This window comes from Bradyrhizobium cosmicum (assembly GCF_032290525.1).
Classification (GTDB): Bacteria; Pseudomonadota; Alphaproteobacteria; order Rhizobiales; family Xanthobacteraceae; genus Bradyrhizobium; species Bradyrhizobium cosmicum_A.
In genome coordinates, this window is sequence record NZ_JASXTA010000018.1 from 51,104 (window position 1) to 65,469 (window position 14,366).

Annotated in this window: 11 protein-coding genes; 6 read left to right on the forward strand and 5 right to left on the reverse strand. The window is 65.6% G+C overall.

The window, feature by feature from the left end; genetic code table 11:
• The first annotated feature begins 62 nt into the window (after positions 1 to 62).
• From QSV46_RS28215 to QSV46_RS28225, 3 genes are all read left to right on the forward strand, one after another.
• A complete protein-coding gene (locus QSV46_RS28215; protein ID WP_314959248.1) occupies positions 63 to 3,548 on the forward strand; it encodes an ATP-binding protein in 3,486 nt (1,161 codons plus the stop codon).
• The gene (locus QSV46_RS28220; protein ID WP_314959249.1) at positions 3,545 to 4,339 is read left to right on the forward strand and encodes a protein-L-isoaspartate O-methyltransferase family protein; all 795 of its coding nucleotides are present in this window, start codon (positions 3,545 to 3,547) and stop codon (positions 4,337 to 4,339) included. The genes QSV46_RS28215 and QSV46_RS28220 overlap by 4 nt, the downstream gene beginning before the upstream one ends.
• Positions 4,340 to 4,434: 95 nt before the next feature.
• On the forward strand, positions 4,435 to 5,388 hold the full coding sequence (locus QSV46_RS28225; protein ID WP_314959251.1) for a DUF6492 family protein: 954 nt from the start codon (positions 4,435 to 4,437) through the stop codon (positions 5,386 to 5,388).
• A 10-nt stretch (positions 5,389 to 5,398) separates the two neighbouring features.
• Here the strand turns inward: QSV46_RS28225 and QSV46_RS28230 are convergent, their stop codons facing one another.
• Positions 5,399 to 6,466 (reverse strand): endo-1,4-beta-xylanase, encoded by a 1,068-nt coding sequence (locus QSV46_RS28230; RefSeq protein ID WP_314959252.1) that lies wholly within the window; start codon positions 6,464 to 6,466, stop codon positions 5,399 to 5,401.
• Between the two features lie 371 nt (positions 6,467 to 6,837).
• On the opposite strand from QSV46_RS28230, the gene QSV46_RS28235 reads away from it, so the two are divergent.
• From QSV46_RS28235 to QSV46_RS28245, 3 genes are all read left to right on the forward strand, one after another.
• Positions 6,838 to 8,274, forward strand: coding sequence for a lipopolysaccharide biosynthesis protein (locus QSV46_RS28235; protein ID WP_314959253.1), 1,437 nt, complete (start codon positions 6,838 to 6,840; stop codon positions 8,272 to 8,274).
• Between the two features lie 234 nt (positions 8,275 to 8,508).
• Positions 8,509 to 8,727, forward strand: a complete 219-nt coding sequence (locus QSV46_RS28240; protein ID WP_314959256.1) for a hypothetical protein — start codon at positions 8,509 to 8,511, stop codon at positions 8,725 to 8,727.
• A 211-nt stretch (positions 8,728 to 8,938) separates the two neighbouring features.
• Positions 8,939 to 10,495, forward strand: a complete 1,557-nt coding sequence (locus tag QSV46_RS28245) for a L,D-transpeptidase (protein ID WP_314959259.1) — start codon at positions 8,939 to 8,941, stop codon at positions 10,493 to 10,495.
• Between the two features lie 30 nt (positions 10,496 to 10,525).
• On the opposite strand, the gene QSV46_RS28250 is transcribed toward QSV46_RS28245, so the two are convergent.
• The 4 genes from QSV46_RS28250 to QSV46_RS28265 form a co-directional block, all read right to left on the reverse strand.
• Positions 10,526 to 11,338 (reverse strand): class I SAM-dependent methyltransferase, encoded by an 813-nt coding sequence (locus QSV46_RS28250; protein WP_314959260.1) that lies wholly within the window; start codon positions 11,336 to 11,338, stop codon positions 10,526 to 10,528.
• A gap of 52 nt (positions 11,339 to 11,390) precedes the next feature.
• A complete protein-coding gene (locus QSV46_RS28255) occupies positions 11,391 to 13,232 on the reverse strand; it encodes a caspase family protein (RefSeq protein WP_409997215.1) in 1,842 nt (613 codons plus the stop codon).
• The gene (locus QSV46_RS41455) at positions 13,229 to 13,705 is read right to left on the reverse strand and encodes a caspase domain-containing protein (protein ID WP_409997216.1); all 477 of its coding nucleotides are present in this window, start codon (positions 13,703 to 13,705) and stop codon (positions 13,229 to 13,231) included. Before QSV46_RS41455 ends, QSV46_RS28255 begins: the two co-directional genes overlap by 4 nt.
• Before the next feature lie 108 nt (positions 13,706 to 13,813).
• On the reverse strand, positions 13,814 to 14,353 hold the full coding sequence (locus QSV46_RS28265) for a VOC family protein (protein WP_314959262.1): 540 nt from the start codon (positions 14,351 to 14,353) through the stop codon (positions 13,814 to 13,816).
• Between the last annotated feature and the right edge of the window lie 13 nt (positions 14,354 to 14,366).

Sequence of the window (14,366 nt, forward strand, 5' to 3'; positions counted from 1 at the left end):
CCAAAATCTGTGGTTGAGGGGCCTAAAGCCCTTCGACGGAGTGATGGTCGGGCAGAATCACCATGCTGGAGAATGAGCCTGTTACGGGGACGCAAGCTACGGGGACGGAAGGCGGGCTGAAGCGCTGGCTCGAAGGCATCGGGCTTGGTCACTACACCGATCTCTTCGCGCAGCACCGCCTCGATCTCGACGTCATGGGGGATTTGACCGAATCCGATCTGGTCGAGCTCGGATTGCCGCTCGGCGATCGCAAGCGGCTCCAGCGGGCGATGACGGTGCTGTTCCAGGCCGAGACCGCGGAGAAGCCCGAGGCGGCGGCCCGTCCGCAAAACCGGGCGGAAGTCGGCGCCGAACGGCGTCAGCTCACCACCATGTTCTGCGACATGGTGGATTCCACCTCGCTCTCGGTGCAGTTCGATCCGGAAGACGTACGCGACATGATCGCGAGCTTCCGCGAAACATGCGTCCGCGTGGTCAAGCACTACGAGGGCTTTGCCGCCCGCTTCGTCGGCGACGGCATTCTGGTCTATTTCGGCTATCCGACCGCGCATGAGGACGATGCCGAGCGTGCGGTGCGCGCCGGGCTCGAGATCGTGCGGGTGCTGTCGACCGCGCGCGCGGTCGAGCCGCGCGGCGCGCTGAGCCATGCTCCCGCCGTCCGTATTGGCATCGCGACCGGCCTCGTCGTGGTCGGGGACCTCGTCGGGCAGGGCACGGAGGAGCGCGATTCCGCGGTCGGAGAAACCGTCAATCTCGCCGCGCGCCTGCAAGGCCTGGCGCCGCCCAATGGCGTGGTGATTTCCGCCTCGACGCAGTCGCTGCTGAAGGGCAAGTTCGACTACCGCAATCTCGGCGCCCATGAGCTGAAGGGTATCTCCGAGAAGGCGCAGGCCTGGCACGTGATGCGCGCCTCGCGGCTGGAGACCCGCTTCGCTGCCGCGATGGGCACGCGTTTGACGCCGCTCGTCAACCGCGAGGAGGAGATCGCGCTGCTGATGGGACGCTGGCAGCAGGCCAAGGACGGCGACGGCCAGGTCGTCGCCAAGTTCGGCGAACCCGGCATCGGCAAGTCGCGCATCATCCAGGAGATCTTCGAGCGCATCGCGCGCGACCGGCATGGGCAGATCTCGTTCCAGTGCTCGCCCTATTACACCTCGACGGCGTTCTATCCATTCGCCGCGCAGCTCAAATTCTCGCTCGGCCTCGACCGCGAGGATGCGTCCGCGCAGTCGCTGGCGAGCCTTGAGACCGCGATTGCCGCAGCCCACGGCGACATCGAGCAGGTCGCGCCGCTGTTCGCCGCCCTGTTGTCGATCCCGACCGGAGACCGCTATCCGCCGCTCGAACTGTCGCCGCAGCAGCAGAAGGATGCGACCGTCGCGGCCCTGGTCAATCACTTCCTCGGCCTTGCGCGCGAGATGCCGCTGGTGATCGCGTTCGAGGACCTGCACTGGATCGATCCGACCTCCCGTGAGGTGATCGACCTCCTGGTCGGCCAGGTGCAGAACCGGCCGGTCCTGGTCATCATCACGGCGCGCTCCGAATTCCAGCCGAGCTGGAACGCGCATTCGCACATCACGACAGTGGTGCTGAACCGGCTGAGCCGGCAGTTGCGCGCGACGCTGGTCGAGCGCGTCGCCGGCCGCGAGCTTCCCAAGGAGGTCGTCGAGGAGATCATCGTCAAGACCGACGGCGTGCCGCTGTTCCTGGAGGAGCTCACCAAGACGGTTCTCGAATCCGATCTGCTGACCGAGCGGCACGGCCGCTATGTGCTGTCGGGCCCGTGGCGGCAGCTCGCGATCCCGGCGACCCTGACCGATTCGCTGATGGCGCGGTTGGACCGGATGGGGCCGTTCAAGCGGATCGCGCAGATCGGCGCCACCATCGGCCGCGAGTTCTCCTACGAGACGCTGCACGCGGTCGCCAACACGCCGGCTGAGCAGATCGAGGCGGCGCTCAATCATCTGGAGGAGGCGGGCCTGATCATGCGCCGCGGCCTTCCGCCGGATGCGCTCTACCTTTTCAAGCACGTGATGATCCAGAATGCCGCGCATGCAAGCCTCTTGCACAGCGAGCGACGCAAGCTGCATTCCCGGATCGCCCAAGTGCTCGCCGAGATGTATCCTGAGAAGACCGAGCGCGAGCCGGAGCTGCTTGCCCATCACCTCACTGAGTCCGGCCAGAGCGAGGGCGCCGCCAGCTTCTGGCTCAAGGCCGGCAAGCAGGCGGCCAAGAACGGCGCCAATCTGGAGGCGATCGGCCATCTGCGCCGCGGGCTCACCGTCGTGCAGGCCAATGCGCGCATGCAGGGCGCCGACGAGATGGAGCTCGAGCTGCGCATTGCGCTCGGCAACGCGCTGATCGCCGCCAAGGGCTATGCCGTGCAGGAGGTCGAGGAGAACTACATCCGCGCGCTCGAGCTCGGCCGGCAACTCGAGGATGACGAAAAGGCCTTCGCCGCCACCCGCGGGCTCTGGGTCTGCCATTTCATCCGCGCCGATCTCACCCGCGCGCACGATCTCAGTGTCGAGCTGTTGAGATTCGCCAAGCGCGAACGGATGAACGAGCGGACACAGCCGGCGCAGCAGACCGGCTATCTGATCGAAGCGCACCGATCGATCGCGATGACGATGCTCTATCGCGGCCGCTTCGCTGCTTCCCAGCATCACTTGCATCGCTGCATCAATCTCTACAGCCCCGATTTGCACTCGGATCTGATGGAGCGGCACGGCATCGATCCCGGCGTCGTCTCGCTGTCCTATCTCGGTTACCTCCTCTGGTTCCTCGGCCGGCCCGACGCGGCGCGCCAGCACAGCGAGCAGGCGATCGCGAACGCAGAGAAGATCCGCCATCCCTTCACGCTCGCCTTCGCGCTCGTGTTCGGTGCCTATCTCTGCCAGCATCTGCGCGACGTCGAGGGCACGCGGGACCACGCCAACCGCGCCATGATCATCGCCACCGAGCACAATTTCCTGCACTGGAAGCAGCAGGCGGCGATCCTGCGCGGCTGGGCGCTGGCCCAGCTCGGCGAGGCCGACGAGGGCCTCAGCCAGATGCGCTTCGGTCTCGACGAGTACGAGGCGATGGATTCCTGGCTTGCTGGCTGCTGGTTCCGCTGCCTGCTGGCGGAGGCGTACGCCAAGGTCGGGATGCGCGATGCCGCCTTGCGCGCGCTGGACGGCGCGCTCGCGACCGCGAGGCGCACGGGCGATCACTCATATCTCGCAGAGGTCTATCGCCTGCAAGGCGAGATCACGCTGTTGGACGGCGAGCCTGCGTCGGTGCAGGAGGCCGAGGACCTGTTCGCCCTGTCGCTGGAGACCGCACGCAAGCAGGGCGCGCTGTCCTGGGAGCTCCGCACCGCGGTCAGCCTCGCACGCCTGTCGCAGGAAGCCGGAAAGCGCGAGCACGCAAGGCTCCTGCTCGTGCCGATCGTCGGCAAGTTCAGCGAAGGCTTCTACACGCCGGACCTGAAGCAGGCGATGCAGCTCATCAACGAGCTCGGCGCGGACGCGCCGGTTCGTGAACAGGCCGATGCCGTGCGATGAGCGATCTTGCGGCCGCACGGGCGCGCTACGTGGAGCTGATCGCCAGGCGCGAGCAGATTGCCTCAAAGCGCCTGCTCGCAGCGCTCGCAGCCGTCCCGCGCGAGGATTTCGTGGCGAAAGGACCCTGGCGCATCAAGAGCGAAGCGGCCCGCAGCTACCGGCTGACACCCGATGCCGATCCGGTTCACCTCTATGACAATGTACTGGTCGCGATCGATGCGCGCCGCAGGCTCGATACCGGGCTGCCGAGCCTGTGGGCGCATTTCATCGATCTGCTCGACGTCGGGGCGAAGGATCGCGTGGTCCAGATCGGCTGTGGGCTCGGCTATTTTTCGGCGGTGCTATCGAAGATCGTGGGACCAAAGGGTAGGGTGCACGCGATCGAATGCGATGAGCGGCTTGCCGCGCGGGCCGCGACCTGCCTGCGCACCTATCGCAATGTCGAGGTGGTCCATGGCGACGGATGCGAAGAGATCAACGAGCAGGCCGACGTGATCATCGTCCATGCCGGCTTCTCGCATCCGCATCCGCCCTGGCTTTGCGCGCTTCGTCCGCGCGGCCGCCTTTTGCTGCCGCTGACCCAGCGGGACCGCGAAGGCGCCGCCCTCAAGATCACGCGCAGGGGCAAGGGGTTCGAGGCCGAGGCGGTGCAGCAGATCCGGATCTTCCCCGGCCGGGGCCGCGGCGTGACCGCGCTGGACGACCGTGTCGCCGACTGGTGGCAGCGAGCCTCTGCACTCGCGCCGCTGCGCTTTCGCGGCATCGAGCAGGGACTGCCGTCGGATGGCTAATGAATGGTTTCGTTTTACCTTGATTGCGATTGGACGTTTGCAGCATCTCGTTGTGCGGCTATGAGTGTGGCCTGATCGCCATTCGAGCGCGCGCCATGCATTCCGTTGCCCTGCTGACCGCCAGCTACGCCAAGGATATCGAACGCTTTTCGCTGCTCAGCGAGAGCATCGACGCCTGGCTGACGGGGTACACGCGGCATTATGTCCTCGTTAACGATGAGGATCTGCCGCTGTTCGCGCGGTTTGCGTCCGACAAACGCGTCATCGTGCCGGCCTCGCGCTATCTGCCGAAATGGCTGTGGGCGCTGCCGCCGTCGCTTCAGTTCCTCAGCAAGCGCCGGGTCTGGCTGTCGCTGCTGTCCTCGCCCGTGCACGGCTGGCACGTCCAGCAGATCCTCAAGATCGCCGGCGTTCTCAACGCGTCCGAGCAGCGCGTCTGCATCCTCGACTCGGACAATCTGTTCTTCCGCGAGTTCGACGTCGGCCAATATGCGGGTGCCGAGAAGACTCCGCTGTTCGTCACGCCGAAGGACATCGGCGCTGACCACCCGTTGCACGGGCTGTGGCTGCGCACCGTCGATCAGCTTCTCGGTATCAAGCAGCGCTCGTTCCCGGCCGATGATTATGTCGGCAACGCGCTGGTCTGGGACAAGGACACCGCGCGCGCGATGACCGACGCCATCAAGGCGGCGACGGGGTTGAACTGGGTCCTGGCGCTGTGCCGGAAGAAGAAGTTTTCGGAATACCTGCTCTACGGCAACTTCGTAGCGAACGCGCCCGCGCATCTGGCCGCCCATCGGGTCACCGAAGACAGTATCGCGGTCTCGCACTGGGACGACACGCCGCTCGACCGTCCGGCGATCGAAGCGTTGATGCGCGCCGCTTCGCCCGAGCAGGTCGCGCTCTGCATCCAGTCCTATTCGTCGACCTCGGTCGAAGACATCCGCGACGTGTTTCGCCTCAGTTCGCGTGATCGCCGCGGTCCGAGCCTCGCGCCCGACCACATGGATGATGTGGCCGAATTCAAAGTGCCGACCAAGACGCGCTAGGATCGCGTCGTCAACCGACTCTGGTGAACTTGCTGATCACGTCCATGAACGGCTTCGGCTTGAACTCGCCGTCGAGCGGCAGCGGACGGTTCGGCTGCTTGTCCGCACGGGCGAAGACGCCGTTGATCCAGCTGTAGCGATCGGAGAGCCCCCAGGTCAGGATCGAGCGCACCGGCCCGCTGGTCGAAATCGCTGTCAGCAGATCGTTGACGCGCTTGGCGACGATGGCGTCGCGCTCCGCGGGATTGCCCGTCAGCTTCTGATCGTCAACGTCGAGCTCGGTGACGAGCACGTCGAGCCCCCATGAACGCAGCTCCGTGACGAATTCGGCAAGCCCGTGCGTGTCGATCTCGAGCTCGGCATGCAGATGCGATTGCAGGCCGACGGCGTGCAGCGGAACGCCCCGGTCGAGCAGATCCATGATGAGGTTGCGGTAAGCCGCGCGCTTGGCGATGAACGTGTCTTTTGCCGACTCGATGTCGTATTCGTTGATCGCGAGCTTGACGAACGGATCGGCCGCCGCCGCCGTGCGGAAGGCCAGCGGAATCCAGTTGTTGCCGAGATGCTGGGTCCAGAACGTATCGCGCCGGTCGGTGACCTTCTTCGGGTTGTCCGGGATCGGCTCGTTGACGACGTCCCACGACGTCAGCTTGTCCTTGTAGTAGGACACGACGGTGCCGATGTGGTCGACATAGGCGCGCTCGACGCCCCTGGTGTCCTTGATCTGCTTGGTCCAGTCCGGAATGTCGTGATACCAGGCGAGCGCGTGGCCACGCATGGTCAGATCGTTGTCCCGCGCGAAATCCAGGATCGCATCGGCGCGCTCGAAGTTGAACGTGTGCGCGTTCGGCCGCAGCATCGGCCATTTCAACTCGAGTACCGGCACCACCTGCGTGCAATAGGTGCTGAAGGCTTCGCCGAGCCTGGGATCGGCTTGCAGGTCCCAGAGTGTCGCCGCAGCGCCAAACCCCGGACGGCGCTGCGCGAGCTTTGACGCCGGTGCGGCCGACACCGTTGCGCTCGTTGCAAGCGTCGCGGCGCTGCCGAGGAGAAATTCACGTCGGTCGAGTTTGGTCACGTGGCGGGGCGTCCTTTCGGAACCAACGCACCATCGTACCAAGCGGCTTCTTGTGGCGCCGGGGTTTCCTGTTGTTGGGTTAACCCTTGCCGGATGCCTGGTAGGTCAACGCGCATGGCGGCGCATCGCTGTTCCAGTCTGGATCATGGTTTCGTCTCGTGATCGCGGGAACCGGTTCGCGGAAAGGGCAAATTTAACGCTAACGCGCGAAAGCGGCGTCGAAGCCTGGTTCGGCGTCCGATCTCCAAGACTTATGTGACACTGTTGGGAGATGCTGCGGCGCAGTTCATTCGTCCGCCAAGGTCCCATTGCAAGGTCCCATTGATTGACGACCGTCACAATCGCAACGCTGTTGCCGGTCCCGTGCTCGCATGCTGAACCGACATTTCTCGATTTATCTGGTCGCCTACATCCTGCCCGCGGCGGTGGGCTTCTTCGCGGTCACGGCCTATACGCGGCTGCTGACACTCGCTGAGTACGGCGTTTATGTCGTCGGCATCAGCCTTGCCGGCATTCTGGGCGCGATCTTCTTCGCCTGGATCAAGCTGTCGGTGTCCCGCTATCAGGCGATGTCGGCGGAGGTGGATTTCCGTGGCACCGCGATGGTCGCCTTCGGGCTCACGGCCGCGGTGCTTTGCGCCACGACTCCCTTGGTCTTCCTGTTCCGCAGCGATCTCAGCGTCGAACTGCTGCTGGCCAGCATGTTCGTCGCGATCATGGCCAATGCGGTCGATGTCGGCCAGGAGTTCGAGCGCGCCAAATTGCGTCCCTACCGTTTTGCGGCGATCTCGATCGTGCGCAGCGTATCGAGCGTCGGCTTCGGCCTGCTCGGCATCTGGCTCGGCTGGGGCGGATTGGGGCTGCTCGCCGCGTTCGGCCTGGGCTCGCTCACGGGCATCATCCTCAATCTCGTCGGCGACCGCACCAGGATCGCACGCTTCCAGCGCAGCCAGTTCATGCAGCTGGCGCGCTACGGCCTGCCGCTGACGCTGGCTGGTCTTTCCGTCGCGGTCTATTCCGCCTGCGACCGGCTCATCGTCGCTTACCTGCTCGGCAAGGACGCCGCCGGCATCTTTGGCGTCGCCGCCGATCTGCCGCGCCAGTTCATGGTCATGATCGCCTCCAGCGTCGCCGCGGCGACCGTGCCGCTGGTGTTCCGGTCGTTGTCGGAGAAAAACGACGAGACGACCCGGGAGCGGCTGACCGAGAGCCTCGAGCTGCTGCTCGTCGTCGTCGCGCCCGTTGCGGTCTGGCTCGCGCTCGCCGCCGACCAGGTCGCCGGCACGCTGGTCGGCATCGACTTCCGCGCCGGCGTGTCGGCACTGCTGCCGACCCTGGTACTCGCGCGCTTGTTCGGCATCGCCAACCAGTTCTATGTGCAGATCAGTTTCCAGCTCGCCGAGCGGCCCTTCATGCTGGCGATGCAATCCTTCCTCACGCTGGTCGTCAGTGTCGTCCTGATGTTCGCGCTGGTGGCCAGCTACGATCTTTACGGCGCGGCCCTGGCCACCCTTGCAACCGAGGCGATCGGCTTCGTAGTCGCCGTCGTCCTGATGCACCGCGCCCATCCCGTGCCGTTCGACCTCAACCGGCTCGCCAGTGTCGCGGTTTCGGCCGCGGCGATGGCGGCTGCGATCCTTCTTGCGCGCTCGCAAGTCAGCGGCACCGGTCTCGTGGCGTTGATCGTCGTCAGCCTCGCCGGCGGCTTCGCCTATGTTGCCGCGGCCTGGCTGCTCAACGTCGCGAATGTGCGAACCCTGTCGCTGCGCTTCCTGCGAACGTTCAACCGGAAGGCGCTGGGCACGTAGCGCTGCCTTGCGAGAATACCGGCGCAATTGACCAGGAACGCGGTAGAAGGCGCGCTTTGCCCAAGGCGAACGCCGCCGTGCGCCAGGAGTGGCTCGAGGTCTGGCGCCGCCTTCGGTGCGCATACGCACCCCGACACGATGGGGGCATGGCGCAATTTTCTGTGATTGCGGTCACATCCTGCTGCCCCGATTCTGTCTAGGATGGATCCGTTCATCTTCGCCCCGGATTCGACCATGACCACCACCGATCTTGCCTTCGTTTTGCGCAAGCTGGGTTTTGCCGCAGCCCTCATCTGTGTCCTTCTCAGCCTGACTGTGTTCGCAGTGCTGCTGGTCGTGGAGCATGAACCTGTCGGGCAGGCCGCGGCCCGCGCTCTGCCCCTCATGGCCTTTGCGCTGTTTGGCATGTTCGGCGCTGCAATGACCTGGGTGATCGGACGCCGGACCCGTTAACCGGACATTCTGCCGCAGGGATTTACCGCCGGCAGGCCAGCCTTGGCCCCGGGCCATCTTCCGCCTGTGCGAGCCCTCGTATATGAGAGATTTGCCGCCGGACCGTGCCGAATATCGCCGGATAGGGAACGCAGGGTGGCTGCGATTTCTTAATCCGGAGATCGCAATCTGATCGATACAGGCGCGGACTGGCACTGGACCGGGGTATGGCATGAAAGACCTGATGACGACGGCGCAATCCACCACGGCGGTGCGGCGTTGGCGGCCTCCCGGACTTGTTGCGCTGGCGGCGGTCGCCGCCCTGACGGTGCTGAGCGCCGGCGCCGAGGCGGCCAAGCAGGCGCGCCAACCGGTCGAGGCGGTAGCCCCGCGCGAGGCCGGCGAGCCGATCATGGCGATCGTGTCGATCAAGAGCCAGCAGGTCACCTTCTACGATTCCGATGGCTGGATCCTTCGCGCCCCGGTCTCGACCGGCACCACCGGCCGCGAGACGCCGGCCGGCGTCTTCGCCATCGTCGAGAAGGATAAGGACCACCGCTCGACCATGTATGACGATGCCTGGATGCCGAACATGCAGCGCATCACCTGGAACGGCATCGCGCTGCATGGCGGGCCGCTGCCCGGCTATGCCGCCTCGCACGGCTGCGTGCGCATGCCCTTCAATTTCGCCGAGGATCTGTTCGACAAGACCAACATCGGCATGCGGGTGATCATCTCGCCGAACGACGCGGCCCCGATCGATTTCGCCCATCCTTCGCTGTTCGTGCCGAAGCGCGAGGCCATCGCGGCGGCGCCGGGCCGCATCGACAAGCTCTCCAGCGAGGCTGAGCAGGCCACCCGGGATGCCGACGAGGCCAAGAAGGCCGCCTCCGTGGCGGCTAAGGAAGCCGCCTCGCTTCCCGCCTCGCTGCGCAAGCTGGAACAGCAGAAGACCCGCGCCGATGCCGAGAACGCCTACGCCGACAAGTTGGTTGCGAATGCCAAGACCGATCAGGCCAGGGCAAAGGCCGATGAGCTGAAGCAGAAAGCCGCGACCAAGGCTGTCGACGCGGCGTCGGCACTCGACGCCGCCAAGGCTGCCGCGCAGCCCAAGCGCGACGCCGTCGCCGCCACCAAGGAAGCCGCGAAGCTGGCGGCGGCCAAAAAGGCCGACGCGGTGAAGGCGGCAACCGATGCAAAACTCGCGCTCGAGCCGGTCTCGGTCTACATCAGCCGCGCGACGCAGAAGCTCTATGTGAGGCGGAACACGCACAAGCCGGCGCCCGATGGCGGCGGCGAGGTGTTCGACACCAGCATCGAGGTTCCCGTCACGATCCGCAATCCCGACCAGCCGCTCGGCACGCATATCTTCACGGCGATGGCGAAGACCGATACCGGCCTGCGCTGGAGCGTGGTCACGATCGAAAGCGGCGACGAGGCCAAGGGCGCGCTCGACCGCATCACCATCCCGCAGGAGGTGTGGGATCGCATCGGGCCGACCGCATTGCCGCGTTCCTCGATCGTCATCTCGGACGAGCCGCTGAGCGCCGAGACCAACTACCGCACCGAGTTCGTCGCCGTGCTGAGCAACCAGCCGCAGGGCGGCTTCATCACCCGCAAGCCGACCGCGCCGCCTCCGATGGAAATGGCAAGCGACGACGGCTGGGGCGGCAACGGTTTTGGCTTCTTCCAGCAGCGCGATCCGTATCCGCAGCCCGTCAATCCGCGCCGCCGCGGCCAGTATCAGTATTACCAGCCGGCGCAGCCGATGCCGCGGAGCTTCTGGTAGGGCGCTCCGCGTTGTCGGGCGGGCTCGTAGCTAGGGGCGCGCCTCGATCACGATCGCCTGGATCTTGCCTTCGATCGCTCCGGACCCATGGCGCGTTCGCAGCGCCTCGGCAACGACGTCCGTTGCGGCCTGCAGCTTGCCGGCGTCCCTTGCCTCGATCTCGCTGCGCAGCGGCGTGCCCTGGCAGAGCGCGGTCGCGGCATAGATGGCCGAGGGCGCGCTGCTGATGTCCGATCGTGTTTCGATCGAGATGTCACGGAAGCCCGCGCGTTCGAGATCGGTTCTGATCACGGCCTTGTCATGATAGCCGTGCGGCACCCGGACCATGAAACGGGGCGGATCATCGGGAAACACCTTGCCGAGCGCGATCGTCGCCTCCTGCGTGACCTCATTGTCCTCGATGCGATCCCAGACGTTGAACACGAACGTGCCATCGCCCTTCAGGACCCGCTTCACTTCTCCGTAGGCCTTGACGCGGTCGGGAAAGAACATGGCGCCGAACTGGCAGCAGACCACGTCGAACTCGGCCTCGCCGAAAGGTAGCGCCATTGCATCCGCCTGGCGCCAGATGATGCGACCATCATCCGCCTGACGCTGCGCCGCGACCGCGAGCATCGGCTCGTTGAGGTCGGTCGCGACATAACGGACGCCGCGCGGCAGCGCCGCCGCCACCGCGCGCGTCACCGCCCCGGTCCCTGCGGCGATCTCGAGCAGCACGGAAGGCGAGCGCGCCGCAACGCGTCTTGCGATGTCCTCGGCGTAGACGGAGAAGATCATCGGGACGAGATACTCGTCGTAGATTTTCGGAATCGAGCCGGCGAAAACCTTGTCAGTGCTGGACATATCTGCCTCCCTGACGGTTCGGACGCGAGCGCAGGTTACCATGGATCGCGCTCTAGCGCGCCAGCAGCACGGTGAATCCGGCCGGTTCCTGCATCGCCTTGCGGGCCTCCAGCGACATCGGCTCGTAGCGGCTGCCGTTGAAGATGCTGAGCCGGCTTTCGACGCCGTCCGAGCCGGCATAGCAGCCGTCAGGCGTGTAGCTGACATAGCCGTCGTCGCCGAAGCCGATCGCGGTGAGGAGCAGGCGCCGTTCAGCGATGTCCCAGATCCTGATGGTCTTGTCCTCGCTGGCCGAGATCAATCGCGTGCCGCCCGGGAAGAACGCGACGGCCTCGACGTCTTCCTGATGGCCCGCGAAGCTTGCGAGCAAGCGGCCGCTGTCGGCGTCCCACAAGTTCACCGACTTGTCGCGTCCGCCGCCGCCCGTGACGATGCGCTTGCTGTCCGGCGACCAGTTCGCCGACACGACATAGTCGCGATGGCCGGTGAGCAGCCGCGTTGCGCCGCTCTTGGCGTCGAAGATTTTCGCCGAACCGAGTTCCGCATCCGAGCCGGCGGTGACCACGCGCGAGCTGTCGGGCGAATAGGCCACGCGCAGCGCCTTGCGGCCATAGGCGTCCTTCGTGTCGATGGCACCGCTGGTGCGGTAGAACCTGATCCTGCCGTCGTAACCGGCCGAGGCGAATTCGCCGGAGCCAGAGGGGGCGTAGCTCAGCGAGCGCACCGCCGCGCGCGCGGGATCGGCGCTCTGGTGATCGAGCCGGCTCCTGGCGAGCTCGCGGGTACCGAGATTCCAGACCCGCACGACACCGTCCTCGCCGGCCGAAGCGAGGTATTTGAGCGAAGGCTCCGACGCGAAGGCGACCGCGAACTGCTTGGCGCCGGCATCGAAAGTCAGGCTCTGGCCGTCGCCTTTGAGGTTCCACACCTTGACCTTGCCGTCCCATCCGGCGGAGGCGAGCATCGTGCTGTCGGCCCAATAGTCGAGCGCATAGACTGCACCGGCGTGTCCTCGCAGCGCGCGCGTCTGCCGGAACGAGGATGCATCCCAGAGCCGGATCACGCCGTCGTCGCCGGCCGTGGCGATCTCTCGTCCGTTGGGAGCGACGGCAATGGTGCGGACGCTTGCGCCCTCGACATTCGGCTTGATCGAGACCGGAATGAAGGGGCCGCCGACGACATCATTGCCGCGTCGCGCGATTCGCGTGGTGCAGGTCGATGCAGGCACCGCGGCGACACTCTTCGTCTCGATTGCCGGTGCCGTGGTGAGTGCGAGCGGCGCAACGATCGCGGGCGCGGCCGCGAGCTTTGGCGCCGCGACCGGCTTTGCTGCCTCCGGCGGCGGCAGCACGGGTGAGGTCTGTACCTTCTTCACCTCGACCGGGACCGTGGCTGGCGCTGCCGCCGGCGCTGGACGTGCCGCCGCCGCGAGCTTGTTGCGCTGGACTTTCGCGAGATCGGCGTAGAACCCGCTCGGATGCGCCGTGATGTAGAGATCCCAGGCCTCCACCGTCCCGACGCGCTCGGCGAATTCGTAGTCGCGCGACGCGCTGGTGTCGGTGGATACGACGGGCGCAGGCGGTGGAACGACAGGCGCCGCAGCCGGCGCCAGCACGACATCGTCGCCGCCGAGCGAGCCGTAGATGAAGGGCTCCTGCCTGTTGGTCGTGGCCTGCAGTACCTCGTCGCGGACATAGCCGAACGCCTTGCGCAGATCGAGGCCCGGCGTTGCCAGATGATGTGCCAGCACGGTGGCGAACGGGCTGTTCTTGCCGTCGCCATCGAGCGCGGTGAGGCCGGCCTTGGCCGCGAACGCCACCAGCGTGTTCGGCCTCGACGGCTCGACCTTGGCGAGGCCGCGCGCAACCGCGCGCGAGGCCATCGTGCGCTTCATGTTCTTGGCGAATGGATTGTCGCGGCAGGCATCGAGAATGACGAGGCGCAGCGCTTCGCCGGCTCGATGGCGACCAGCACGCGGTCGAGGCCGATGGTCTCGTCATAGACGTCGGTGTCGTTCTCGAGCTGGGCGTCTACCGGAACGATATAGTTGTTGCCGTCGATCTCGATGCCGTGGCCGGCATAATAGACCACGGCGATATCGGCACTGCGGGCTTTGGCGCCGAAATCGCGCAGCGTTCGCCGCATGTCCTGAGCGGACAGGTCGTTGCGGGCATCGACGACCGTGAAACCGGCCTTCTTGAAGGTCTCGACCAGAAGGTTGGCGTCGTTGGTGGCGTTGGCGAGCTTGGGCGCGCGCTGATAGGCCGAATTGCCCATCACCAGCGCCATGCGCTGGTCGGCAAAGGCCGCGATCGGCTGAAAGATGAGCGCCAAGGCGCTGAGAGCAAAGAGACAAAAAAATTTCATCACGGCCCCCAAGCCGGGACATTCAAAACGTCAGTGAGAATATCCGACCGGGGCCGCAATACAATTTCTATTTGGTTTCGTCCGGCACGTCCCGGCCGCTGGCCGGTCCTATGTCTTCGTGGCGACAACCTCGCGGATCGGCCGCGTGCCGTCCCAGTTCTCCGCTGCCTGGCGAACCTTTTCGAAGAACGGCCCCTTGGTGCCGCTGATATCGGAAATTTCGATCACCGTGCCCGGATGCGCCTCTGTGTCGAAATAGGCAAAGCGCCCCTTGTCGCCGCCGATCTGGCCCTCATGGCCGATCGTGTAGCCGAGGCCGATCGCCTTGTCGTAGAGCGCCTGGTAGTCGTGGCTCCAGTAGGACATGTGCTGGAGGCCTTCGCGGCCGGCGTCCAAAAATTCCTTGTACAGCGAGGGTGCGTCGTTGCGCTGCTGGATCAGCTCGATCTGGAGATCGCCGGAATTGGCCAGTGCGATGCTCATCTCGACAGCGGAGTCCCGGCCGCGGTGGCGGAACCAGTCGGTCTTGACACGGTCCATGTAATACCAGGGACCGACGCCCATCACCTCGATCCAGTGTTTCATCGCGGTGTGGATGTCCCGCACCACATATCCGTTCTGGCGCACCGCGCCGAAGATGCGGCTCATGCCCGCGTTCCTC